We start from the raw sequence: 23225 nt of genomic DNA, 5'->3' as shown, positions 1-23225 counted from the left end.
CGATGCTGAATATGGAATGCGGGCATGATATCAGTTCGCGCCTTTCGGCTTGAGCCCGGGCGCGCCGCCGGCGGCATCGGGCGGGGCTAGCACCAGGTCGTGCGGATAGGTGAAGTGCCAGTCCGCGTAGCGTTGCTTGCGGCGCAGGCTGGCGTCTTCGTCGAGAAAATTGTCCTGCTTGATGGGCAGTTGCGGCGATAGCGAATGGATGCCGACGATGCGGCCCTCCTGCCGCAGCACGCCCCATTCCGCCTTGCCCGTGAAGGGGTCCGCATACAGGCGGCGCAAATGCCGCCGGGCGTTGGCGAAGCGCGGGTCGCGCAGCAGTTCCTGCAAGGTCAATGGATAGCGGGGCCGCCCGTCGCCCGGCGTGCTGTCGTAGTAGCGCCCCAGCGCGTTGCGGAATTCATGGCCGATGAACAGCAGCTCGCGCTCCTTGTCGCGCCGTGCGGCCGTGGCATGCAATTCGCTGGCCAGCACCAGGCCCACGCCCATGAAGGCGACCAGCATCAGGGTCCAGATATACGCGAAACCCCGTGCGCGGCGCTGGAAACTAGAGCTGCTCAAAGGGGATGCCCTCGCGCGTCTTGCCTTTGGCGCCGCTGCGCACGTCCGCCACGCCGCCGATTTCGCCATTCGGTGAAGGGATCAATTGCCAGGTGGCGGCGGACTCCGTGACGGGGTCCAACGGTATGCTGCGGAAGTAATGGTGGGTCACCAGGTCGGCCAGTGCGGCCGGATACTCGCCCTTGTCGGCATAGTATTTATCCAGGCCGCTCCTGAGCACCTGCAGGTTTTCCTTCAAGGCGACCTCTTTCGATTTTTCCACCGAGCCGAAATAGCGGGGAATGGCGATCGTCAGCAGCAGCGAGATGATCGCCAGTACCACCAGCAGTTCGACCAACGTAAAACCGCGGCGCGGATGTGAGCAGGGCATCGAAATCACCATTCCTTGAGCGGCACGCCGTTCAGGCCCACCTTGGTCGAGCGCGAGGCGACGTCGAACACGTCCTCGCCTTCGCTGGGATTGTCGGGCGGCGAGGCATAGGCGCGCTTGCTCCAGCTGTCGGCCGCGCTGCCTTCTTCCCTGGGCTGGAACGGGTCGCGCGGCAGGCGGCGCAAAAAATAGATGTTCTGTTTCGAGGGACTGCGCTGGTCGGGCACGCCCTTGACCAGTTCCTCGAGTTTTTTCGGATAGCCGGATCCTCCCAGCGACATCTTGATGCGGCCATTGTCCGAGGCGCGCTTGTAGGTATCGATCGCTTCGCGCATCTCGATCAGGGCGTTGCGCAATTCCTGTTCCTTCGCCCGTTGCAAGGCCACCTGCGCCATCGGCACGGCCACCGTGGCCAGGGTCGCCATGATCGCCAGGGTGATCATCAGCTCGATGAAGGTAAAGCCCCGCTGTTTCACTGGCCACCTCACTGGCCACCTTTCACAGTGGCCTTGTCGCCTGCCGCTGGCGCCTCGTCGCCGCCCGTCATGGGCGAGCCGCTGCGTGGGGCGGCCTGCTCGGGGGCGGCGATAGCCTCGGGCGCGCCGCCCACGCTGGCACGGCCGCCCACGGATGCCTCGGTGCCGGAGTTGAATTCGGCCGTCATCAGGTCCGGGCGGCGGATGCTGCGCAGCAGGCGCGGCGTGATCGACAGCACGATCTCGCTGCGCATGGCGTCGTCCTTTTGGCTGCCGAACAGGCGGTTCAGCACGGGCAGTTCGCCCACGCCCGGCACCTTGTTGGCCGTGCCCCGGTCCTCGTCGCTGATCAGGCCTGCCAGCACCTGCGTTTCGCCATCCTTCAGGCGCAGCACCGTCGAGGCGCTGCGCGTGCCGATCTGGTAAGCCTGCGTGCCCGTCTTGCTGATGACTTCCTTGACGACATTCGACACTTCCAGGTTGATCTTGATGGCCACTTCGTCGTCCAGGTAGACGTTCGGTTCGACGTCGAGCTTCAGGCCCACATCGATGTAGTTGACGCTGTCGGAACTGACGCCGTTATTCGTCGTGACGGTAATGACGGGCACGCGGTCGCCGATGAGGATCTTGGCCTTTTCCTTGTTGCGCACGCGGATGCGCGGATTGGCCAGGATATTGCTGTCGCTGTCCGTCTTGTTGGCGTTCAGGGTGACGCCGCCGATGCCCAGGTTGATGTTGTCGCCATTGATGCGGTGCAGGTCCGCCACTTTCAGGCCGCCCAGGCCTCCTGTGCTACCTGCGACGCCGGCCAGTGTCAGGCTGGCCTGGTCGGGCCAGCGCACGCCCAACTCCATCAGGCGCGTGCGCTTCACCTCCAGCACTTCCACCTCCAGCATCACTTCCGGGTCGGCCAGGTCCTGCACGTTGATGATGCGCTCGGCCATGCGTACCATTTCCGGCGTATCGCGCAGCATGATGATGCCCAGGCGCTCGTCGGTGACGACGTCCTTGGCCTTGAGTAGGGTCTTGATGGAAAACGCCACCGTCTTGACGTCCGCATTGGCGAGGAAGAAGGTGCGCACCACCAGCTGCTGGTAATCCTTCACCTTTTGCGGCGTGTTCGGGTAGATCGTGATCGACTTGTCGCTGGTGACGCTTTGTTCGAGCTGGTTGGCACCCAGCAGCATGGCGATGGCTTCCTCGATGCTGGTGTCGCGCACGGAGATGGTGGCACGCAGGGTGGGGTCGACTTCCTTGTCGAAGACGAAGTTCAGGCCCGACACCTTGCTGATGAAGTCAAACACGGAGCGTAGCGGCGCATCGCGAAATTCCAACGTCACGGGTTTGCGGTAGGCGGCCGCCAGCTTGCCGCCGGATGGCAGGTTTTTTGACTGCGCCTCGCCGATGCGGCTTTTCAGGGCCAGCGCCTCGCGCTGTGTGGGGCGCTCCTGCAGCACCTGGCGCAAGGCTTCCTGCGCCTGCGCGATATTCGCTTCGCCGCCGCGCTGGTAGCTGGCCTGCGCTTCCTGCACCAGCTTGCGGTGCCGTTCCTCCTGCGCCACGCCGGCCAGGCCCCGCTGCGCCACATCGTTGCTGGTGTCCAGCGCCAGCGCCTGCTGGTACAGCGCTTGCGCCTCGGGTAGCTTGCCTTGCTGGCGCAGCGCTTCGGCGCGGCCATTCAGGCTGTTCAGCGCGCGCATCCTGCCATTGGTGACGGCGATGCGGTACTTGGCGTTGGTCGGCTCGGCTTGCGCCGCCTGTTCCAGCAGGGCCAGGCCCTGTTCCGTGCGGCCCGCGCCCAGCATGGCCTGGCCATCGTTGTAGGCCTGGTTGCCGGCGCAGGCAGCCAGCAGGGACAGCATCGGGAGCAGGGTGATGATAGTACGAGACATACGTGCGGCGCGTCGTTTCAATTGAGGTCCCCTACGGCGAGTGTCTGTTTCTGGTTGAGCGGCAGATAGGTAAATTGCAGTGCGCCTTGCACCATGCCGTCGAAGCGGTAGCGCTCTTCGAGCGTGTCGCCGGGACGCGCCACCACGTTGCGGTCGCCCGCTTGCAGGAAGTAGGCAGCCTTGCCTTCGTCGACGAAGCGGCCAAGGAATTGAAAGGGCAGCGGCGGCGGTGCGTTCGCATCGGCGCGGGCGGCAGGCAGCGCAGCCTGGGCGGCCTGCTGGTCGAGCATGATCTTTTTCGGCGTCTCCGGCTGCCAGCTTTGCTTGGCAAACAGGGTGGCCGCTTCGTCATCGTCGAGCGCGCGCCGCGGATGGATCGCCAGCGGACGGCCAGACGCCGGCACCGCGGCATCGGGAAGCAAGGGTGCTGGCGTCACTCGCTCCACCTGGCGCGTGGTGGCCGTGGCCGGTCCCACGATGCTGCCTTCATCCTCGGGCGCGAAGAGGGCTGCCAGCAAGGTCGCCACGGCGGCGCCTCCCAGTACGACTTTCTTCATCGGCGCACCTCCGCCTTTTTCACCAGCAGGATGAACTGGATGCGCGCGTCGATCTCGCCCGCCTCGATCTGCTCGCGCTTGAAGAGCACGGAGTCGAGCGTCAGGGTGGGCAGCGCCTGCAAGGCATCGACGATGAACGTTTGCAGCTGCGCGTATTCGGCCTTCACGGGCAGGGTGATCTGGTAGCGCAAAAAGGCCGTGTTACCGTCTTCCTGTGGCTTGTAGTCGGCCTTGGCCAAGGTGACGCCGCTCTTTTGCGCCACGTCCAGCAAGGTTTTCAGCTGCTCGGGAATGCTGTCGTGCGCGGGCAGGTAGGCGTGGAAAGCGGCCAGGCTGTCCGCATCAGCATCGAGCGAGATGGCCGCCGCCGGCGGCAGCGCCGACTGTCTGGCCGCAGCGGCCAGTTGCGCCGCCAGTTGCTGCTGGCGCGCGGCCAGCGCATCGCCTTGCTGCATGGCGAAAGCGGCCAACGCCAGGCAAGCCGCGCCGATGGCGCTGGGCCAGCCCAGGGTACGCCACAGCCGTTGCGCTTCCCACCGCAGGCGCGGGGGCAGGCGCAGTTGAAGGCGTGGACGGGCCACGGGCGTGCTGGCTTTCAGCACGGATTTTATTGCCGCCATTGCGCCTCCAGCTGAAAACGGTATGGATGTTCGGGAGCGTTCGCATTCATCTCGTGTTTGAGCAGATACACGGAACTGAACATGGGCTGCTGGTTCAGGAAGGCCAGGTAATTGAGCATGTCCTGCGGCGTTTCCGCCTCGGCGGCGATTTTCAGGACGCTGGCGCCATCTTGTCCCTGCTGCGCGTTCAGGTCCAGTCCCAGCAGGGCCACGCGCACGTCGCGCGGCGCTTGCACCGTTTTGACCAGGCGCGTGACGGGCAGGTTGAGCTGGCGCACGGCGACGGCCACCTGTTTCAGTTCGCTGTCGCGTTCGCGCTGCTGGGTCGCCGAGAGGGGGGCGCGCACGGGACGCGGGGGCTGCAGCTGGGCCAGTTGCGCTTCCAGGCGCCGCGTTTCCTGCGCCTGCACCAGCCAGTACACGGCGGCCGGCAGCAGCAGCATGGCACCCGTCAGGCACAGGGCCAGGCGCCAGCCGCTGAAGGTCTGCATTGCGCCGGGCGCCAGCAATTCCAGGCGGCTCAGGCCCATGCGGCCTCCCGCATCAGGTGCGCGGCGCTGGCCACGGCAACGGGCTGGAAACGCGCCGGCAGCGCATCCTGCAGTTCGCCGCTCAGGTCGAGCAGCACCACATGCTCGATGGTGTCGAGCTGCGGCGCGCGCAAGTTCCAGCGCCGCCACGCCCGATCCAGTTCGTCGCCCCAGGCGGCGCCGCAGGACTGGCTATGCAGGGCCGTGATACGCCCGCCGCTCGTCGTTGCCAGCAGCAGCCGGCCCGCTTCCACCAGGGCGAAGGCGGCAGGCTTGTTGCCGGCCATGCTGCGCCAGGCATGTCCGGCGATGGGTTCGATGGACAGGCAGCGCCGGCCATGCGCGGCGGCTGCATCCTGCACCCCTTGCAGCAGGGCCGCATCGATGCCGCAGGCCAGGCGCGGCTTGCCGTACGGCGCATCGTCGGCAGCCAGGCGCCAGGCCCGTGCGCCATCGCCATAGACGGCGGCGAACTGGCTGTGCAGGAAGCGCTGCGCGCTGGCCCGGTCGAGCAGGGCGCCGCTCCACGGCACCATCAGCATGGCGCACCAGCGGCTGGCCAGGCTGACGGCCAGCGGCAGTTTTTTTTCATTGTGCTGTTCGAGCCAGCCGCGCAAGCTTGCCAGCGCCACTTCCCAGTTGGCGTCGGGGTTCAGGATGGGCACGTGAAAAGCGCTGTCCGTTACGGGACGGCCGGCGCGGCGCAGCACGCCGTCCAATCCGTGCGGCGCCAGGTGCAGGCACAGGGTGGCGCGGGTAAGGCGTTCAATAAGTGACACGATTGAGCTCCGCTAAAGTGGTTTCGCCGCGCCGCACCAGGTCCAGGCCCGCTTCGCGCGCCAGGCGAAAGCCGTTGCGCGCCGCTTCTTCCTTCATCTGGCTCAGGGGCGCGCGCGTGCAGATCATTTCGCGCATCGTATCGCTGAGCATCAGGACCTCGGCGACGGCCTTGCGGCCCTTGTAGCCGGTACCGCGGCAGTGGCCGCAGCCCTTGCCGGCCATGAATTGCCAGTCCTGCACCTGGTGCAGGGCCAGGCCGCTGTCGCGCAGCTGCTGCGCATCGGCCAGCACCTCGGCGCTGGCGTCGACGGCGCAATGGGCGCAATTGAGGCGCAGCAGGCGCTGCGCCACGATGCCGTTCAGGGCCGCCGCAAAGCTGTAGGCATCGACGCCCATGTGCAGGAAGCGCCCGACCACATCAAAGACGTTATTCGCATGCACGGTGGTAAACACCAGGTGGCCCGTGAGCGCCGCCTGCACGGCGATCTGCGCCGTCTCGTCGTCGCGGATTTCGCCGATCATGATCTTGTCAGGGTCGTGGCGCAGGATGGAACGCAGGCCTCGTGCGAACGTCAGCCCCTTTTTTTCGTTGACGGGGATCTGCAGCACGCGCGGCAAGCGGTATTCGACGGGGTCCTCGATGGTGACGATCTTGTCGCGCCCCGTATTGATTTCCGTGATGGCCGCGTACAGCGTGGTGGTCTTGCCGGAACCCGTGGGACCCGTCACCAGCAGCATGCCGTGCGGCTTGGCGGCCAGGCGCCGTATCTGTTCGATGGCGTCCTCGTTCAGGCCCAGGCTTTCCAGGCGCAGCGCCTGCGCCGCCTCCGTCAGTGCGCGCCGGTCCAGCAGGCGCAGCACGGCGTCCTCGCCAAAGATATTGGGCATGATGGAAACGCGGAAATCGATTTCCGCCCCTTTCACACGCACCTTGAAGCGGCCATCCTGGGGAATGCGGCGCTCGGCGATGTCGAGGTCGGCCATGACCTTGATGCGCGAGATGATCTGCTCCGCCATCGCCAGTCCCTGCACCTGGCCCGCCTGCACCAGCACGCCGTCGACGCGGTATTTGATGACCAGGCTGGCCACGTCGCATTCCAGGTGGATGTCGCTGGCCTGGAATTTCAGGGCGTCGTAGATGGTGGAGTTCACCAGTTTTACCACCGGGCTGCTGTCCTCGCTGATGCGGATCAGCGAGATGTCTTCGATGCTCTGGTCGAGTCCTGGAACGTCATCCCCGTGCTGCATTTCCTGCATCGCCTGCTGCACGCTTTCCTGCTGCTGCAGGTAGGCGGCCAGGTCGTCCGGGTGCGCCAGCGCCACGGTGAAAGGCGTGGACAGGGCGAAGTCGGCCCATTGCAGCAAGTCTTCGGCAAACGGGTTGCCGATGACGAGCACGGGCGGTGCGCCGGGCACGCCTGGTTGCAGCAGCACGCAGTCGCGCTGGGCGCAATCCGTGTAGGGCAGCAGGGCAAAGGCGGGCAAGGTGGCTTGCAGCTCGGCCATCGTCCAGGCCGGGTAGCGGAACAGGGCGGCCAGCTGGCGCAAAAAGACTTCGGGCGGCAGGGCCGCCGTTTCCTGCAGCACGGCCATCTGCGGGCGGCCCTGTTCCAGCGCACTGGCGTGGGCGCGGCGCAGCATGGCGGCATCGAGCACGGCCCGTTCTTCGTCGCGTGCGTTCATGGCATGACCCTCACGATAACGTTCACGATAAGCTCCCGGCCAGTTCAAAGATCGGCATGTACATCAGCACTACCACGCCGCCGATGACGACGCCGATGACGGTCATCAAGAGCGGCTCGAGCAGGCGCGAAGCCCAGTCCACCCAGCGGGCGAATTCCTCGTCGTGGAATTTGGCCGAGCGTTCCAGCATGTCGCCCAGGCGGCCCGTGTTCTCTCCCACTTTCAGCAGCGATTGCGCCACCGGCGTGGCCATGCCGGCGTGTTCCAGCGCGGTGGAAAATGGCATGCCTTCCTGCACCGCGCGGCGCGCCTGTGCCAGTTGCTCCTGCTGCGCCGGCAGCAGCATGGGCGCCACCATGGCCAGCGCCTTGTGCAGCGGGATGCCGGCGTGCAGCAGCAGGCTCAGAGCGCGATAGAAGCGGGCCAGGCGGAATTCCGCCGCCTTCCCGGCCAGCACGGGCAGGCGCAAGAGGCGCAAGACGAGGGCTTGGCGCGCACCGGCATTGGCGATGCCGAAGACCACGGCGCCAACGGCGGCGGCGAGCGCGCAGGCACACAGCAGCGGATGCGCGGCCAGGGTCTGGCCAAAACCCAGCAGCATTTGCGACATCCACGGGATTTCGCGGCCCGAGCTTTCGTAGACGACGCTGAACTTCGGCACCACGTAGCCGAGCAGGAACAGGGTCACCAGACCGCCGACGACGAGCAGCATGCACGGGTAGATGGCGGCGGAAATGAGTTTTTTACGGATGGCGTCGAACTGCAGCTGGTAGCCGACGAAGCGCGCCAGCGCCTCGGGCAGGTTGCCCGAGCGTTCGGCCGCATGCACGGTGGCGATGTAAATGTCGGGGAAGATGTCGGGGAAACCGGCCAGGGTGTCGGAAAAGCTTTGCCCCTGCTGCAGGGTGAGCACGATGGCGGCCAGGGTGGCCTTTGCGCTTGGCCGCGTTTCCTTGTTGTGCAGGGTGGCCATGGCCTCGCCCAGGTTCAGGCCCGCTTCGAGCAGGGCCAGCAGCTCCTGGCTGAATTGCAGCAGGGGCAAGCCCTGCTTGCCAGGGCGCGGCGCGACGCCAGCCTCTTGCGCCGTGCCATCGTCGACGGCCAGCACGCGCCAGCCGCCGCGCACGGCCGCGCGGATCGCCTCGGCCTCGCTGGCGGCGTCGATGGCCAGCGCCTGGCTGCCCGCCGGGCCCTGCACCTGGAGGTGGAACTGCATGGCCGCGTCAGGCGAGCATGGTGGCAGGCGTAAAAATGGACAGGCTGGAATGGGGGAAAGCGCGTGCGGACAAGGTCGAAGTAGGCATCGGTCAGGAACAATCCAAAAAAAGTTCAATTCGTCGCGGGTACCGGCAGCAGGCAAGATGCAATCACTGCCTCAGGGTAGACTGTAATTGCCAGAAAATCAATCGTGCTGTGCGGGCAAGCCTTGTATCGATGGCTTGCCCGCAGGTTCAGCCGCTTACTGGGTAACCAGGCTGACCTTGTCGATCACGAACGAGGTTTGCAGCGATGCGTCCTCGGTCGCGGCGAACGAGATCTGCACGGTCTGGCCCTTGTAGGCGATCAGGTCAAACGTACGGATCTGGTAGCCGGCTGCCTTGTTCACGTTCGAATACGTGGCCAGGGTGCCCAGCACCGTGCCGGCGCTGTTCTTCACGGTGACGACCAGCTTGTCGTACACGGTATTGCCCGTTTCAGCCGTGTCGATATGCAGCGCGAAGGTCAGGCTGGCGGACGTGGCGGCGGCCGGAATGGCCACGCTTTGCGTCAGCGATTCGCTGGCCGTGGCGCCATTGCCGCCCAGCCAGGCGTACTGCGTGCCTTCGTATGCGGTTTGGCCCGTGAAGGTGCCGATAGCGCCCGTGGTGCCGCTCCAGCCCGTGGCGCCGGACTCGAAGCCGCCGTTCGTCACGCGTTCGGTGGCGCTGCTCGTGCCCACCGTCAGCGTGGCGTTGTTCGACGTGGCCGTCACGGCGGGCGAGGACGAATCCGTCACCGTGGCCTTGAACACGGCGCCGCTATCGGCCGCCACGGTCGTGAAGCTGTAGGCAGGCGACGTGGCGCCGCTGATCACGGCGCCGTTGCGGTACCACTTGTAGGTGTACGGTGCCGTGCCGCCGCCCGCGCCCACGGCGAACGAGGCGGTGGCGCCCGGTGCGACGGTGATGCTGGCCGGCTGGCTGGTGATGGTCACCGCGCCGCCCGTGGTCGATTCATCGACGTCGGCGCCCACGTTGATGGCCGCATATGCGCGCTTGACGGCGATAGCCTCGGCGCTGCCCACGCCATACAGTTCCTCGGCTGCCTGCAGCACCTTGTTGCGCGCATCGGCATAGTTGGTCGACGAGGTGAACTTGGTGGTGGCGGCCTTGAACCAGATGCGGTATGCCTTGTCGCTGCCGATACCGGTCATGGCCAGCGGGCTTTTGTTCAGGTAGGAGCTGTAGTAGTCGCTGCTGGACGTGGAGTTCGAACCTTGCGACAGGAAGTAGAACATGCGGTTGTTCGGGCCGCTGCTGTAGTGGACGTCGAGGTTCTTGATGGTGCTGCTCCACGCATTCGGGCTGCTGCCATCCTTGCTTGGCTTGTACAGCCAACGCAGCGGCTGGCCATTCTTGGCGATTTCCTTGCCCGTCATCCAATCGTTGCCCGTGTTGGGGATGCTGGTGCCCGTGCCGCCGGCGCGCGCATAGGCTTCCACCATTTCGCCGGCGATGTCGGAGCTCGATTCGTTCAAGCCGCCCGACTCTTGCGAGTAGATCAGGCCCGAGGTGGCGTCCGTGATGCCGTGGCCCATTTCGTGGCCGATCACGTCGATGGAACCGAGGTTGTTGAACGAGCTGCCGCCGTCGCCGATGTACATGCACTTGCAGCTGCTGTCGTAGTAGGCGTTGTCGTAGGCCGTGTTAACGTGGGCGGCGATGTGGGTGGCCGTGTTGTTGCCGTCCAGGCTGGACCAGCCCAGCACATTCTTGTGCGTGTCGTAGGTGTTCATCAGGCCCCACATCGCGTTCACGGCCGCCGTCTGGCCGTTGGCGTTGGTGGTGCTGCCGCCGTTGATGTATTGCTGGCCGTCGCCCCAGGTATTGCTGGTGCTGCTGTACACGCTGCCCGAGGTGGTGCCGTGGTTGGCATTCGTGATGGCCATGCCGCCGAAGCTGCCGCCCGTGCCGCGGCTGGGGTCTTTCATGGTGTAGGTGCTGCCCGTGAGCGTGGTGTTGAGCGGTACCTGGCCGTTGTACTGGCTGTTGCCGATGCCTGCCACGGTTTTCAGGGCTTTCCACTGGCGCAGGATGCGGCCATCCTTGGCGCTGACGACGGTGTCGTAGTAGACGGGCTTGTTACCGCTGATCATGCGCGTCTGCACCAGGTAGGCCAGCTCGTAGTGGTCGACCACGTCCTGCACGTCGAGGGCGTTCAGCGCGGCTTCCGACTTGTTCTCGGCGCCGGCCACGCGCACCGTTTTCATCACGGGGTAGATCAGCAGTTGCGCATGCGGCGGCACGTGGTCGACGGCCGGCACGCCGATGCTTTTCACGGCAGCGGCGATGGCGGCGGCGGCGCTGACGGCCGGCGTGGTGTCGATATCGGTGGTGGCGCTGCGGGTGACGGAATTGACGCCGCCGCTACCGAGGCCGGAAGCGCGGTCCGACACGGATTCGCTGACGATGTCGCCGGCGTTGTTGCTGACCACGACCGTCTCGGAACCGAAGACGGGCAAGCCCTTGTAGGTGTGCTGTACGCGGCTCACGCGCGTGCCGCTGACGCCCGGATGCTGGGCGCCGACGGCAAAGCCATGCTCGGTATTCAGGCCGCGGCTGCGTGCCTGCGCGGCCAGCTTGTTGACCAGGCTGGCGTTCTCTTGTGGAGAGGCCAGGCTGACCGGGGCGGCCATCAGGGTCTGTGGCAGCGGCGAGGCGGCATCTGCCGTGGTGGCCATCAGCGGCAGGGCGGCGATGGATGCGGTAACTATCGTCAAACGTAAATTCATTTCTGCTCCATGGTATCGGTTAAGGAAATGGTGAATGAGCTGGCCGCGATGCCTGATGGCCACCCCGGCGTGCCTGGCGGCGGGCGGATAGCCTGCCGTTTTGTGGTGGCATGACGCCGGGTAGGGGGACACTAAACTTGTCGAGATCGCCATGTCAAAAAATTCAAGAAATGGGTCACTACGCGAATTTTTGTTAAGAATTGAACATTTATCAGCGCTGTATCGTTGGAAAGTTTGATCTACCACAAGCTGCAACTTTTGTTTTGGACTACTTCCCCTAATGGAGCGCTCTGTTGGAAAAACACTGTTGCATTTTTTAAATGTTGCGATCTACACTAGCTCTTCGCGTGGCCCCAGCGGATCACGCGAAGACAAAAAAAGCGCACGCGGCAATGACCGCGTCCAGATACAGCGCATCGGGAAAAAAATCGGGAGTTTCACATGACGTCAGTTCTGTTTTCTGCTGTTGGTTTCAGCCATTTCCCCTCTGGAGCGGCATTCATGCTGCATCCGCCTTCCTAGCCGCCGCTAACCGGCCCTTCCCCCGCGAGGGGGGCTTTTCAGCGAGTCCGACCGCGCCGCCCGGTGCGGCCGCTGGCGCAGTGCATCCTTTTTTCAGGAAGGGTTGCCGGCTCCTGGTGCGTGCACCGGAATCACCGGCCCGACGAACTATGCTTTCGATAGCGACCAAAGTGGAACAGATCGTGATGGAATCGGCCTTTCTCAGCGAGGGACTGGGCCGGGGCTTGCTCAACCTGTCGGAACTGGCGCGCCAGCTACAGCCGCAATTGCAGAGCGACTTATGGAAACCGGTGGGCCAGGCCGCCGTGGTGATGGCGCTGCGCCGCCTGGCCGAACGGATGCCGCAGCAGAAAAGCGGCGAGATTGTGCTGGCGCACCGCGCGGGCGAACTGTCCACGCGCAGCGAGCTGATGATTTTTACCTACCGTTACTCCGACCAGACGTATGCCTGCCAGCGCCAGTTGCTGGCGCTGGCCGCGCCCCAGCGGGGCACGTTCATTACCGTCACGCGCGGCGTCAACGAGGTGATGGTGATCTGCAGCCGCAGTCTGCATGCGCTGGTGGAAGAGGTTTTCGGCGAAGAGCAGGAGCTGGCGCGCCTCGAACGCGTGACGGCCGTGACCTTGCACCTGGCGCCTGAAACCTGCTATACGCCGGGCGTGTATCACGCCATCCTCAAGCGCCTGGCGTGGGAGCGCATCAATCTGATCAACATCATTTGCACCTACACGGAGCTGACCTTGCTGCTGGAGGCATCGCAGACGGGGGCCGCCTTTGCCGTGCTGTCGAAAATCGTCGCCCAATGAAAAACGCCCCGCTGCAGCGATGCAGCGGGGCGCTGGCGGGACGCAGCCCGTTTATTTTTCCAGCTGCGTACGCACGCGGGCGATCGCGGCGCGTACCTGGCGGGGAGCGGTGCCGCCCACGTGGTCGCGCGCGGCGACAGAGCCTTCCAGGGTCAGCACGGCAAACACGTCTTCATCCGTCAGCGGGGAAAACGCGCGCAACTGCTCCAAAGACAGGTCGGCCAGATCGCAGCCGGCGTCGACGCAGGCGCGCACGGCCAGGGCCACCGCTTCATGGGCGTCGCGGAATGGCAAGCCTTTCTTGACCAGGTAGTCGGCCAGGTCGGTCGCCGTGGCATAACCCTGCAGGGCTGCCGCGCGCATCGCTTCCGGTTTCACCGTGATGCCGCCGGCCATGTCGGCGAAGATGCGCAGGGTGTCGATGACGGTGTCGACGGTGTCGAACAGCGGTTCCTTGTCTTCCTGGTTGTCCTTGTTGTAGGCCAGCGGCTGGCCTTTCATCAGGGTCAGCAGGCCAGTCAGGTGACCATACACGCGACCTGTCTTGCCACGCGCCAGTTCCGGCACGTCCGGGTTTTTCTTTTGCGGCATGATCGACGAGCCGGTGCAGAAGCGGTCGGCGATGTCGATGAAGCCGATGCGTGGGCTCATCCAGATCACCAGTTCTTCGGCCATGCGCGACACGTGCATCATCAGCACGGCGGAGGCGGCGCAAAATTCGATGGCGAAATCGCGGTCCGACACGGCGTCGAGCGAGTTGTGGCAGACGTCGTCAAAGCCCAGCGTCTTGGCCACGCGCAGGCGGTCGATGGGGAAGGTGGTGCCGGCCAGGGCGGCGGCGCCCAGCGGCAGGCGGTTGACGCGCTTGCGGCAGTCGGCCATGCGCTCGGCGTCGCGGCCGAACATCTCGACATACGCCAGCATGTGGTGGCCGAAGGTGATCGGCTGGGCCACCTGCATGTGGGTAAAGCCCGGCATGATGGTGTCGGCATGCTGTTCGGCCAGATCCGTCAGCGCGCTGCGGAACGTCGCCAGCAGGGCGGTGATGTCGTCGATGGCGGAGCGCACGTACAGGCGAATGTCGGTCGCCACCTGGTCGTTGCGCGAACGGCCCGTGTGCAAGCGCTTGCCCGCATCGCCTACCAGTTCGGTCAGGCGTTTTTCAATATTCAGGTGGACATCTTCCAGGTCCAGCAGCCATTCGAACTGGCCGGCGGCGATTTCCTGCGAGATTTGCGCCATGCCGCGCTGGATTTCCGCGTAGTCGGCCGGGCTGATGATGGCTTGCGCATGCAGCATTTCCGCATGGGCCAGCGAACCTTCGATGTCGAACAGCGCCAGGCGCTTGTCAAAAAATACAGAAGCTGTGTAGCGCTTGACGAGGTCCGAGACCGGTTCGGAAAACCGGGCCGACCAGGCTTCGCCCTTTTTGGAGAATTGATCAGTCATGAAAGAAGTCCTTTAGTGTAGGGCGATTATAAACAAGGTTGGCCGGCGGTAGGGCTTTTAGGGGCTTGCAGGGCGCTGAAATGGCCAGGAATGGGGCTGGCAAGCCTCAAATGCCACGGCGCGGGCACGTTGTGCGTTCCATCTGGGCTTTTTGTATTCTGTCCCGCGAATCGTGCGTTTGGTCGCAATCCGATGGCGGTTCAGTGGGGATCGGCCTACAGTTCAATCATCGCAGCACACAACCAGCCACCCAAAGGACATCATCATGAACATCGCTAAAAACATGGAAGCCATCTTCGTTGCCATCATCGCCATCGCCGCCGCCACCAGCCTGGCCACCGCCGCCGTGCCGAAGTTCCGCGCCGCGCCAGCATCCATGGTCGCCAGCGCCGAGCAAGTCACCATGCACACCGTGTACGTCAGCGCCAAGCGCCTGAGCGCTGAAGAAAAAGCCGCACTGTAAGCGGGCCCATGCAATGCAGGCAGCACCCATCACCGGCAATCAGGACGGGCGGCGCCCCCGGTTCTTTCCTGCCCAAGTGACAGCAGCGCGCAAATCGCCGATGATCGGTTTTTTCCACGACAGGCGGACAGCGTGATGTCACATTTGAAGATCAGCAGCGACAAGGCGGAACTCGACGTTCCAGCCATTCACCATTTTCTCAGCACGCAATCGGCATGGGCCAGCGGCATCCCACTGGCCACCGTACAGCGCGCGATCGACCATTCGCTCTGCTTCGGCGGCACGCTGGACGGCCGCCAGGTGGCGTTTGCCCGCGTGGTCAGCGACTATGCCACGTTTGCCTATCTGGTCGACGTGTATGTACTGGAAGAGTACCGCGGCCGCGGCTACAGCAAGCGCCTGATGGAGGCCGTGATGGCACATCCCGACTTGCAGGGCTTGCGCCGTTTCATGCTGGCCACCAGCACGGCGCATGGCTTGTATGCGCGCCACGGCTTTACGGCGCCGCTCCGGCCGGAGACGCTGATGGAGCGGTATTTTCCGGATATGTACCGGCGTTGAACGGCTGGCGCGGTTTGGGCGCGGCTCCGGTCCTGCCCTGCCATTTCCATTGTATTGATCCCCCTACCGGACGCTGACTCCATGACCTCTTTCTTTCTCTGGCCTTTGCTTGCCGTATCGTTCTCGGCGACTGCTGCGCCCATGCCGGAGGCATTCAGCCCGGCGCCTTGCGAGACGGGCATTTTTCGCCAGGACCAGACGGGCTTCGTCGCCCTCACCAAGGGGGCGAAAGGCTACGGCTACACCTTCAGCGACGGGACCGTCGGCAACACGCAGGATGCCGGCGCACTGATCGCGTGCGGAAAGGACGCCGTGCTTGTCCGCGGCAAGGAGCGCTGGCCGAAAGTGGCTTTGGCCGAATCGGATACGCGCTTTGCATCGCATGGCGTCATGCTCGCGGGCCGCTTGATGGAAGCGCCGGGCGCCGGCAAGGACACGCCACTGGTCGTGTATGCCCATGGTTCCGAAAGCAGCGGCTGGATCGACCGCGCGCGCGACCCTTATCAGATGGTGGGACGGGGCGTGTCCGTTTTCGTGTATGACAAGCGCGGTACCGGGCTGTCCGAAGGTGAATATACGCAGAATTTTCCACGCCTGGCCGATGATCTGGTGGCCGCGTCGCGCGAAGCAAAACGGCTGGCGCAAGGACGTTATGGGCGTTTCGGCCTGATGGGCCTGAGCCAGGGCGGCTGGATCGCCCCACTGGCGCAGGCGCGTGCCAAGGCGCAATTTCTCGGCATCGGCTATGGACTGGCGGTCGATATCGCGGAGCAGGATGCGGCGCAGGTTGCCAGGGAACTACAGGACAAGGGCTATGGCGGCGACGTCGTCGCCAAGGCCAGGATGGGGACGGATATCACGGCAAGAATCGTCAAATCCGGCTACCAGGATGGACTGGACGACCTCTCGGCATTCCAGCGGCAGTTTGGCAAGGAGCCGTGGTTTGCCCTCATCAAGGGCGGCTACACGGGCGTGTTGCTGGGCATGCAGGCCGAGGAACTCCGCAAGCACGGCATACCGCAGTTCGACAAGCTCGGTGTCGACTGGTCGCAAGATCCCGTGCAGGCATTGCGCCAGATCGCGGTGCCGCAGTTATGGGCCCTGGCAGAGGACGACCGCCAGGCGCCGCCGGCCGTCACCGTCGAACGCCTGACGGCGTTGCGCGGCCAGGGCCAGGCCATTTCTGTCTACCTCTTCCCGCAGGCCGATCACGGCATGCGCAGCTACGTTCAGGCGCCCGATGGAACGCGCAAGCCCACCGTCATCACGCCCGGGTTTTACGACCTGATGGCCGACTGGGCGAAGGGCGGCGCCGACGGCGCGTACGGACAGGCGTATCGCAAATAAAGCCACGGCGACGCTGTCTCGCCGTGCTTACTGCCAGTGCATCAGGCAGGGGGGAATCAGGAGCAGCAGCGCCAGCACCAGGTAAATCAGCTGCAGCGGGATCATCCACTTGGCCCACGTAATCCAGGGCACGCGCGCCAGCGCCAGCACGCCGACGGTGATGCCGGACGTGGGAATCATCGGCGTGGTGAATTCGCCGAACTGGAAAGCCAGGATGGCAGTCTGGCGCGTCACGCCCACCAGGTCGGCCAGTGGCGCCATGATGGGCATCGTCAGCGCGGCCTGGCCGCTGCCGGAATGGATGAAGAAGTTGATCACCGACTGCATGAAGAACATCTTTTGCGCGGCGAAGACGGGACTCGACGAGGCCACCAGGGGCGTCAATGCATGCAGCATGGTGTCGATGATCTGCGCGTCGCGCGCCAGGATCATGGTGCCGCGCGCGAGCGCGATGACCAGCGCCACGCTGACCATGTCGCGCGCACCTTGCACGAAGGACGCCACCAGGCTGTCCATGTCGAGTCGGCCCACCAGGCCGACGACGATGGCCATCACCAGGAACAGGGCGGCGATTTCATCGATGAACCAGTCGTATTTGACGACGCCGACGACCATCGTCAGCAAGGTCGCCATGAAAATCCACAGCACGGTGCGGTGCGTGCGCGTCATGCCGGCAAAGCTGTCAAGGTCCATCGAGTGCTCACCGCGCTTTTCGATGTCGAGCAAGTACGTGGGGCTTTTTTCCGGATGGCGCTTGATGCGCGCCGCGTACCACATCAGAAACACGATGCTGACCGCCGTGGCGATGGCCCAGACGATCAGGCGATAGCCGATACCGGAAAAGATCGGCACGCCGGCGATGCCTTGCGCAATGCCGACATTGAACGGGTTCAGGAAGGCGGCGGAAAATCCCACTTGCGAGCCGATGAAGGGAATCGATACGCCCGTGATGGTGTCATAGCCCAGGGCCAGCGCCAGCGGCACGAAGATCAGGATGAAGGGGATGGCTTCCTCGTTCATGCCGAAGGTGGCGCCGCCGAGCGAGAACATGGTGAAGAAGACGGGGATGATGGCGGCGCGCACGAAGCGCGAACTGGTGTGCGCCTTGGCGATTGCCTTGATCAGGGAATCGAAGGCTTCCGTTTTTTGCAGCACGGCGAAGGCGCCGCCGACGATCAGTACGAAGCCGATGATCAGGCTGGCGTCGACGAAGCCCTTGATGGGCGCCATCATCAGGGCGGCGAGTCCCTGCGGCTTGTTGTCGACATAGTGGAACGTGCCGGGGATGATCAGCTGCTTGCCGTTCACCAGTTGCGTATCGAATTTCCCGCCTGGCACCAGCCACGTGGCCAGGGCGATCATGGCCAGGATGCCGCACAGCAGGACGAAGGTATTGGGGAGCTTGAATTTTCTCATGGCGTCATTGGCTCAGCAGGCTGCCGCCGCGGAAAGCGACAGTGCCGGCGACCTTGCCGACGTTCATGCCGCGCAGGACGTGGCGGTGGGCGCTGCGCGCAAAAAAGACGCCGGCGACGGTGCAGCGCAAGGTCGTCGTTTCGCCGCTGACGGGGTCGATCAAGTCGGCCACCGCATCGCCGGCGGCCAGTACGTCGCCCATTTCGCGCAGGTAGACCAGCACGCCATGATGCGGCGCGAGGATCGGCTCTACCCCGGCCAGCGGCGTCGGCTTGCATTGCGGCGCGGGCAGGTCGTCGCCGGCGCCGGCTATCTCCAGCACGCCCTCGATGGCGAGAAAACGCAGCAGGGCGGTGGCGTCGCGTTCGGCCAGGGCGTAGCTCACTTCCACTTCGCCGCGCAACTCGACGGTGGTCGACAGGCAGGCGGCGGGAATCGGATAGCGGCCCTGGAAGTGCGCGTCGAGATCCCACCACAATCGGCTGCAGGCTTCATCGAACGGTTCTTCGCCGGCCGCCAGTTCCAGCAGCACGGCGCGCGCGCCCAGCAACGCGGACAGGGGGGCGATCTGCGCGGCCAGCGGCGTGCCCGTATAAATGTGCAGGGCCGCCTCGTTGTCGCAATGCAGGTCGAGCACGATGTCGGCGTCGATGGCCATGCCCAGCAGGGTTTTCTTCAGCGTTTCCGCATCCGTGCCCGGCCGCCAGGCGGCGACGGCGGCGCGCGCATGTTCGCGTATCAGCGCCACGTTGGCTTGCGCATCCTGTCCCAGCAGACCATCGAGCGTGGTTTTCAGTTCATCGGCCACGTGGCGGTAAGCGCGGTTGAAGTTGATGCCGGTGGTCAGGTCGAAGCGCCCGAACGGCGCACCATGGATGGCTTGCGCCAGGCCGATCGGATTGGCGGCCGGCACCAGGATGATTTCGCCGTGGATCTTGCCCGCCGCTTCCAGCGCCAGCAGCTCGCGGCGTAAAAATTGCGACACCAGCATGCCCGGCACTTCATCCGCATGCAGCGCCGCTTGGATGTACACCTTCTTGCCGCTGCGGCTAGCGGCGGCCGCACTGCCGAAGTGGAAGCTGCTCAATTGGCACGCTACGCTGGCGTGCGCGGTGGAGATGGGATGCTGTTGTACTTGCATGGTGAATTCGCCCCAAAACGGGGCGCGGTTGATGGATTTCGGTCGATTATGTAGCATTATTTTCACGAAGTAAATCAATGAAAATCCTTTTACAAATATTTGTTGAGTTTTCTTTTTGATATGAGTACAGTAAGTTTCAGCGACCCGATTTCGCCTTTCCGCCATTCATCCGCAGTATCCAAGAACACAGGCCGCCAGTGATATGAAAGCATCCGCCAGTCCTGCCAGAAGCAGCGCCCGCACGCCACCTGCCGCCGCGCTGTCATCGCCCGATGCCGCCTTCGCGCAGTCTCCGCTGGGACAGGCGCTGATGCACGTGCTGGCCAGCGGTTCGGCTTCGCAGCGGCAGATCGCCGATTACCTGCTGCGCAACCAGATGCGCGTTATTGCGCTGGGCATCGAGGAACTGGCCGACAGCTGCCAGGTGTCGACGGCCACCATCAGCCGCTTTGCGCGCGACATCGGCCAGAAGAATTATTCGGCCATGCGCGGCGCCATGGCCGAAACCCTGCAATCGCTGCTGCAGCCCGTCGACAAGCTGCGCCATACGATAGAGCGGCGCGCGCGCGCCACCTCGCCCGTCACGGAAAGCCTGGAATATGCGGCCGCGAACATCGCCGCCACGTCCGCCGCCCTGTCGCTGCCCGACATGCACGTCGTGGTGCGACGCCTGACGCGCGCCAAGGTGGTGTATGTGATGGGTTTTGGCCTGTCTGCCAACCTGGCCGGCATGCTGGTGCAGCATCTGCAGCCGTTCTGCCCGCATGTGGTGGAAGTGGTGGGCATCGGCGGCTCGGAAGTGGCGGCCGGGCACCTGGTCAACCTGACGGCGCAGGACGTGCTGGTGGTGATTTCGTTTCCCCGCTATACGCTCGATTGCATTGGCCTGGCCAGCTTCGCGCGCGACCGCGGCGCCTGCATCGTGGCGCTCACCGATTCGCCTGCCTCGCCGCTGGCCGAGCTGGCCGGTCATGCGCTATTTGCGCAAAGCACGCATCCCGTCCTACCCAGCAGCGCCAGCACGGCGCTGGCCATGATCGAGGCGCTGGCCGTGGCGCTGATGGTGTCGAACAAGGATAACGTCGACAAGGCCGCACGCCTGAGCGAAGTGATCGCCGCCTACCTGTATGGCGGCGAGCATGGGGTGCAGGCTCCCAGGAAAACAGCAGCACAGCAGCGCAAGGCAGTCCATAAAAAGCAGTCATTATAAAAATCAGGGTCAATACCATTGGGGAGAGTTGGAATGCATAGGGAAAAACAACAGGGCGAGCCTGCACTGCCACGTGAAGCGGCACTTGCGCATGCCGTGCGCCTGGCGCTGGGCGCCTTGAGCGTGACGGCGGCGCTGGGCATGCTGGGCAATGGCGCGCTGGCGCAGGAACAGGACGGAGACGCGGCGCCGAAAAAAATGCAGCGCGTGGAAATCACGGGGTCGGCCATCAAGCGGCTGGAATCGGAAACGGCGCTGCCGGTGCAGATCATCACGCGCGCCGAGATCGAAAAGGCGGGCGTGACGACGGCGGCCGAGCTGATGGCGCGCGTGTCGGCCAACGTGGGCGGCCTGACCGATGGCGCCAGCATCAATATCGGCGGCGACCAGCGCGGCTTCAACAGTGCCAATCTGCGCGGCGTGGGCACGTCATCCACGCTGGTGCTGCTCAATGGCCGGCGCATGGCCAACTTTGCCTCGCCCGGCGACGATGCGGGCGTGGACCTGAATAATATTCCTGCCGCCGCGCTGCAGCGCGTGGAAGTGCTGCTCGACGGCGCCTCGGCCCTGTACGGCACGGACGCCATCGGCGGCGTCATCAATTTCATTACGCGCAAGGATTACCAGGGTGTGGAGCTGAATGCCTACGGCAGCGGCACTCAGGAAGGCGGCGCCGGCAAGCGCACGGTCAGCATCACGGCCGGTACGGGCGACCTGGCCACGGATGGCTACAATATCTTCGCCGTGTTCGACGCGCAGCAGACGGACCGCCTCAGCACCTCGCAGCGCAAGTTCATCCCGAACCTGAGCGTGCCCGAGCGCCTTGGCCATTTGCTGTCGAGTTTTACCAGCCCGGCGAATATCCGCCTGTCGGGCGCCCAGCGCGATCACCTGCAGGAGATCGGCTTCCTGTTGAACGGCAAGCCGATCACCAACCGGCAAATCAACCTGTCCATCCCGGACTGCAATCCACCCGCCAATTTGTACCTGCCCAACGGCACTGGCGGCGTCGACGGCTGTACCTACGATTACATGCGCGATACGGAGTTGTATCCGAAGTCGGAGAAGCAGAATTTTCTTTCGCGGGGCGTGTTGAAGCTGAACCCGGAGCATCAGGTATATGCGGAGGTGGCGTTGAGCCGTTCGCGTACCAATTATGTCGCGTCGTCGACACGGGTGATCGGTTACCTGGATTACAGCAAGGTGCCGCAATTCGCCAATACCAGTTTTGATACCATATTGGATGACGATGGCAAGCAGGTGGAGCGCGAACTGGAAGTCCGCATGCGATTGAAGGAGGCGGGCAACCGCACCAGTGAGTTGACCAGCGAAAGCCAGCGCTTCGTGGTGGGGGCGACCGGTACAGTGGCGGGATGGGATTATGACGTGGGTTTGAATCATAGCGTCAATACCGTCAGGGACCGTGATACCAAAGGCTATCTGCTGAAGGACAAGCTGCGCGCAGGTATCGCCGATGGCAGCATCAATCCCTTCGGGCCTTCCAGTGCCGAGGGCCTGGCACTGATTGAGAGCATCCAGGTCAACGATGAAGTGCGCCACGCGCGCGGCGTCATGGATGCGCTTGATTTCAAGGCGTCACGCGCTCTGATGGCCATGGGTGGCGGCGACATGGCCCTTGCCGTTGGCGGAGAGGTGCGTCGCGAACGTACGCAGTTCCGTCTTTCCAAATTACTGATGAGTAATAATATCAATGACGATTCGGCGCCGGAAGGCGGCAAGGACACCAGCGACAGCCGCACTGTGCAAGCCATTTACAGCGAACTGCTGCTGCCGTTCACCAAGCAGTGGCAGGCGCAGTTATCTGGCCGTTACGACCATTACCAGCAGGTAGGCGGCGCCCTCAGTCCGAAGATCGGTCTGACTTACATGCCCAGCAAGCAGGTGCTGATGCGGGCATCCACCGGCAAGGGTTTCCGCGCTCCATCGATGTCGGACTTGCACCGACCCACCGTCTACAGCAGTACGGCGACCCTGCCCGATCCCGTGTTATGCGCCACTGTGGAGAATAACTACGCCGATTGCGCGCAAAACTGGGATACGCGCCGCTACAGCAACGACAAGCTGAAGCCGGAGCGCAGCCGCCAGTTCACGGCCGGTGTGGTGCTCGAGCCGAGCCAGCACTGGACCTTCAGCTTCGATTACTGGAACATCAAGCGCACGGACCTGATCAGCGAAATTGGCGACGACATCATCCTCGGCAACCTGGCCAAGTACGGCGACCTCGTACATCGCAACGAGGACAATGAAATCGACTACATCGAGCTGCGCAAGGAAAACCGCGGCGCGCAAAAGGCTACGGGCATCGATATTACGGCCGACCTGCATGGCGTAAAGACGGCCTGGGGACGTTTCGGCGCCCACCTGAGCGGCACCTACGTGCTCGATTCGAAAATCCAGACGAGCCCCGGCGATGCCTTTATCAGCAACCTGAATAAATTCGTCACGGACGGCGTGGTGCAGCGCTGGCGCCATACGATTACCCTGGACTGGGACCATGGCCCGTATTCGGCCAGCCTGTCGAACACCTATTCGAGCAGCTACGATGACCAGAACTCGGCCATCAACACGGATGACGGCAGCGTCGTCAAGCCGAATCGGGTCAAGGCCTACACGCTGTGGGACATGTCGGGCGCGTATGCCGTCAGCAAGCAGTTCAAGCTGCGCGCAGGCATACAGAATCTGTTTAATACCAGCCCGCCATACTCGAACCAGGCCTACTTTTTCCTGTCCGGCTATGACCCGACCTATACGGATCCGCGCGGCCGGCGCTTTTATGCCAGCGCCAATTACAGTTTTAAGTAAAAAATTGGAGATACCGCAACA

Annotated in this window: 20 protein-coding genes; 6 read left to right on the top strand and 14 right to left on the bottom strand. The window is 64.0% G+C overall.

Annotated elements, in window-relative coordinates; translation table 11 throughout:
• Window positions 1-30: 30 nt before the first annotated feature.
• The 11 genes from O0879_RS16130 to O0879_RS16080 form a co-directional block, all read right to left on the bottom strand.
• On the bottom strand, window positions 31-567 hold the full coding sequence (locus O0879_RS16130) for a type II secretion system protein (protein ID WP_289900237.1): 537 nt from the start codon (window positions 565-567) through the stop codon (window positions 31-33).
• Window positions 554-937, bottom strand: coding sequence for a type II secretion system protein (locus O0879_RS16125; protein WP_289917419.1), 384 nt, complete (start codon window positions 935-937; stop codon window positions 554-556). Before O0879_RS16125 ends, O0879_RS16130 begins: the two co-directional genes overlap by 14 nt.
• 5 nt (window positions 938-942) lie before the next feature.
• Complete coding sequence (locus O0879_RS16120; protein WP_289917417.1) at window positions 943-1425, bottom strand: type II secretion system protein; 483 nt, start codon at window positions 1423-1425, stop codon at window positions 943-945.
• On the bottom strand, window positions 1422-3305 hold the full coding sequence (locus O0879_RS16115; RefSeq protein WP_289917415.1) for a general secretion pathway protein GspD: 1884 nt from the start codon (window positions 3303-3305) through the stop codon (window positions 1422-1424). The genes O0879_RS16120 and O0879_RS16115 overlap by 4 nt, the downstream gene beginning before the upstream one ends.
• 17 nt (window positions 3306-3322) lie before the next feature.
• Entirely contained in the window at window positions 3323-3862 is a 540-nt protein-coding gene (locus tag O0879_RS16110; RefSeq protein WP_289917414.1) for a hypothetical protein, read from the bottom strand.
• Window positions 3859-4482 carry a type 4a pilus biogenesis protein PilO gene (gene pilO, locus O0879_RS16105; RefSeq protein ID WP_289917413.1) on the bottom strand — a complete coding sequence of 208 codons (624 nt, stop codon included), beginning with the start codon at window positions 4480-4482 and terminating at the stop codon, window positions 3859-3861. The genes O0879_RS16110 and pilO overlap by 4 nt, the downstream gene beginning before the upstream one ends.
• Window positions 4470-5012 (bottom strand): hypothetical protein, encoded by a 543-nt coding sequence (locus O0879_RS16100; RefSeq protein ID WP_289917410.1) that lies wholly within the window; start codon window positions 5010-5012, stop codon window positions 4470-4472. Before O0879_RS16100 ends, pilO begins: the two co-directional genes overlap by 13 nt.
• Window positions 5003-5791 (bottom strand): hypothetical protein, encoded by a 789-nt coding sequence (locus O0879_RS16095; RefSeq protein WP_289917408.1) that lies wholly within the window; start codon window positions 5789-5791, stop codon window positions 5003-5005. The genes O0879_RS16100 and O0879_RS16095 overlap by 10 nt, the downstream gene beginning before the upstream one ends.
• Window positions 5778-7475: a GspE/PulE family protein gene (locus O0879_RS16090; protein ID WP_289917405.1), complete on the bottom strand. Its 1698-nt coding sequence runs from the start codon at window positions 7473-7475 to the stop codon at window positions 5778-5780. The genes O0879_RS16095 and O0879_RS16090 overlap by 14 nt, the downstream gene beginning before the upstream one ends.
• 22 nt (window positions 7476-7497) lie before the next feature.
• Window positions 7498-8691, bottom strand: a complete 1194-nt coding sequence (locus tag O0879_RS16085; protein WP_289917402.1) for a type II secretion system F family protein — start codon at window positions 8689-8691, stop codon at window positions 7498-7500.
• A gap of 243 nt (window positions 8692-8934) precedes the next feature.
• Window positions 8935-11466 carry a M4 family metallopeptidase gene (locus O0879_RS16080; RefSeq protein WP_289917399.1) on the bottom strand — a complete coding sequence of 844 codons (2532 nt, stop codon included), beginning with the start codon at window positions 11464-11466 and terminating at the stop codon, window positions 8935-8937.
• Window positions 11467-12137: 671 nt separating this feature from the next.
• Here O0879_RS16080 and O0879_RS16075 point away from each other — a divergent pair.
• The gene (locus tag O0879_RS16075; protein ID WP_099666466.1) at window positions 12138-12794 is read left to right on the top strand and encodes a hypothetical protein; all 657 of its coding nucleotides are present in this window, start codon (window positions 12138-12140) and stop codon (window positions 12792-12794) included.
• Between the two features lie 51 nt (window positions 12795-12845).
• Here the strand turns inward: O0879_RS16075 and argH are convergent, their stop codons facing one another.
• Window positions 12846-14243, bottom strand: coding sequence for an argininosuccinate lyase (gene argH, locus O0879_RS16070; RefSeq protein WP_099376466.1), 1398 nt, complete (start codon window positions 14241-14243; stop codon window positions 12846-12848).
• 265 nt (window positions 14244-14508) lie between these two features.
• Here argH and O0879_RS16065 point away from each other — a divergent pair, with 265 nt between their 5' ends.
• From O0879_RS16065 to O0879_RS16055, 3 genes are all read left to right on the top strand, one after another.
• Window positions 14509-14706, top strand: a complete 198-nt coding sequence (locus O0879_RS16065) for a hypothetical protein (RefSeq protein ID WP_289913091.1) — start codon at window positions 14509-14511, stop codon at window positions 14704-14706.
• Window positions 14707-14841: 135 nt separating this feature from the next.
• On the top strand, window positions 14842-15267 hold the full coding sequence (locus tag O0879_RS16060; RefSeq protein ID WP_289917892.1) for a GNAT family N-acetyltransferase: 426 nt from the start codon (window positions 14842-14844) through the stop codon (window positions 15265-15267).
• A gap of 141 nt (window positions 15268-15408) precedes the next feature.
• Complete coding sequence (locus O0879_RS16055; RefSeq protein ID WP_289917397.1) at window positions 15409-16614, top strand: alpha/beta hydrolase; 1206 nt, start codon at window positions 15409-15411, stop codon at window positions 16612-16614.
• Window positions 16615-16641: 27 nt separating this feature from the next.
• Here O0879_RS16055 and O0879_RS16050 read toward each other — a convergent pair whose 3' ends face one another.
• The gene (locus O0879_RS16050; RefSeq protein ID WP_289917395.1) at window positions 16642-18030 is read right to left on the bottom strand and encodes a YfcC family protein; all 1389 of its coding nucleotides are present in this window, start codon (window positions 18028-18030) and stop codon (window positions 16642-16644) included.
• Between the two features lie 4 nt (window positions 18031-18034).
• Complete coding sequence (locus O0879_RS16045; protein ID WP_289917890.1) at window positions 18035-19171, bottom strand: succinylglutamate desuccinylase/aspartoacylase family protein; 1137 nt, start codon at window positions 19169-19171, stop codon at window positions 18035-18037.
• Window positions 19172-19373: 202 nt separating this feature from the next.
• Between O0879_RS16045 and O0879_RS16040 the strand changes: the two genes are divergently transcribed.
• Window positions 19374-20381 carry a MurR/RpiR family transcriptional regulator gene (locus tag O0879_RS16040; RefSeq protein ID WP_289917393.1) on the top strand — a complete coding sequence of 336 codons (1008 nt, stop codon included), beginning with the start codon at window positions 19374-19376 and terminating at the stop codon, window positions 20379-20381.
• A 33-nt stretch (window positions 20382-20414) separates the two neighbouring features.
• The gene (locus tag O0879_RS16035; RefSeq protein WP_289917390.1) at window positions 20415-23204 is read left to right on the top strand and encodes a TonB-dependent receptor; all 2790 of its coding nucleotides are present in this window, start codon (window positions 20415-20417) and stop codon (window positions 23202-23204) included.
• The last annotated feature ends 21 nt before the right edge of the window (window positions 23205-23225 follow it).

It is taken from the genome of Janthinobacterium sp. SUN120 (assembly GCF_030397735.1).
Lineage (GTDB): Bacteria > Pseudomonadota > Gammaproteobacteria > Burkholderiales > Burkholderiaceae_D > Janthinobacterium > Janthinobacterium kumbetense.
The sequence above is the reverse complement of the archived record's forward strand: the minus strand, read 5'-3'. Positions and strand labels throughout refer to the sequence as shown.

Excerpts from the sequence above, each read along its gene's own strand:
- O0879_RS16075 (WP_099666466.1), top strand. The coding sequence starts at position 12,138 with ATGCTTTCGATAGCGACCAAAGTGGAACAGATCGTGATGGAATCGGCC.
- O0879_RS16090 (WP_289917405.1), bottom strand. The coding sequence starts at position 7,475 with ATGAACGCACGCGACGAAGAACGGGCCGTGCTCGATGCCGCCATGCTG.
- O0879_RS16065 (WP_289913091.1), top strand. The coding sequence starts at position 14,509 with ATGAACATCGCTAAAAACATGGAAGCCATCTTCGTTGCCATCATCGCC.
- O0879_RS16115 (WP_289917415.1), bottom strand. The coding sequence starts at position 3,305 with ATGTCTCGTACTATCATCACCCTGCTCCCGATGCTGTCCCTGCTGGCT.
- O0879_RS16045 (WP_289917890.1), bottom strand. The coding sequence starts at position 19,171 with ATGCAAGTACAACAGCATCCCATCTCCACCGCGCACGCCAGCGTAGCG.
- O0879_RS16125 (WP_289917419.1), bottom strand. The coding sequence starts at position 937 with ATGCCCTGCTCACATCCGCGCCGCGGTTTTACGTTGGTCGAACTGCTG.
- O0879_RS16050 (WP_289917395.1), bottom strand. The coding sequence starts at position 18,030 with ATGAGAAAATTCAAGCTCCCCAATACCTTCGTCCTGCTGTGCGGCATC.
- O0879_RS16100 (WP_289917410.1), bottom strand. The coding sequence starts at position 5,012 with ATGGGCCTGAGCCGCCTGGAATTGCTGGCGCCCGGCGCAATGCAGACC.
- O0879_RS16080 (WP_289917399.1), bottom strand. The coding sequence starts at position 11,466 with ATGAATTTACGTTTGACGATAGTTACCGCATCCATCGCCGCCCTGCCG.
- O0879_RS16060 (WP_289917892.1), top strand. The coding sequence starts at position 14,842 with ATGTCACATTTGAAGATCAGCAGCGACAAGGCGGAACTCGACGTTCCA.
- argH (WP_099376466.1), bottom strand. The coding sequence starts at position 14,243 with ATGACTGATCAATTCTCCAAAAAGGGCGAAGCCTGGTCGGCCCGGTTT.
- O0879_RS16085 (WP_289917402.1), bottom strand. The coding sequence starts at position 8,691 with ATGCAGTTCCACCTCCAGGTGCAGGGCCCGGCGGGCAGCCAGGCGCTG.
- O0879_RS16110 (WP_289917414.1), bottom strand. The coding sequence starts at position 3,862 with ATGAAGAAAGTCGTACTGGGAGGCGCCGCCGTGGCGACCTTGCTGGCA.
- O0879_RS16035 (WP_289917390.1), top strand. The coding sequence starts at position 20,415 with ATGCATAGGGAAAAACAACAGGGCGAGCCTGCACTGCCACGTGAAGCG.
- pilO (WP_289917413.1), bottom strand. The coding sequence starts at position 4,482 with ATGGCGGCAATAAAATCCGTGCTGAAAGCCAGCACGCCCGTGGCCCGT.
- O0879_RS16040 (WP_289917393.1), top strand. The coding sequence starts at position 19,374 with ATGAAAGCATCCGCCAGTCCTGCCAGAAGCAGCGCCCGCACGCCACCT.
- O0879_RS16055 (WP_289917397.1), top strand. The coding sequence starts at position 15,409 with ATGCCGGAGGCATTCAGCCCGGCGCCTTGCGAGACGGGCATTTTTCGC.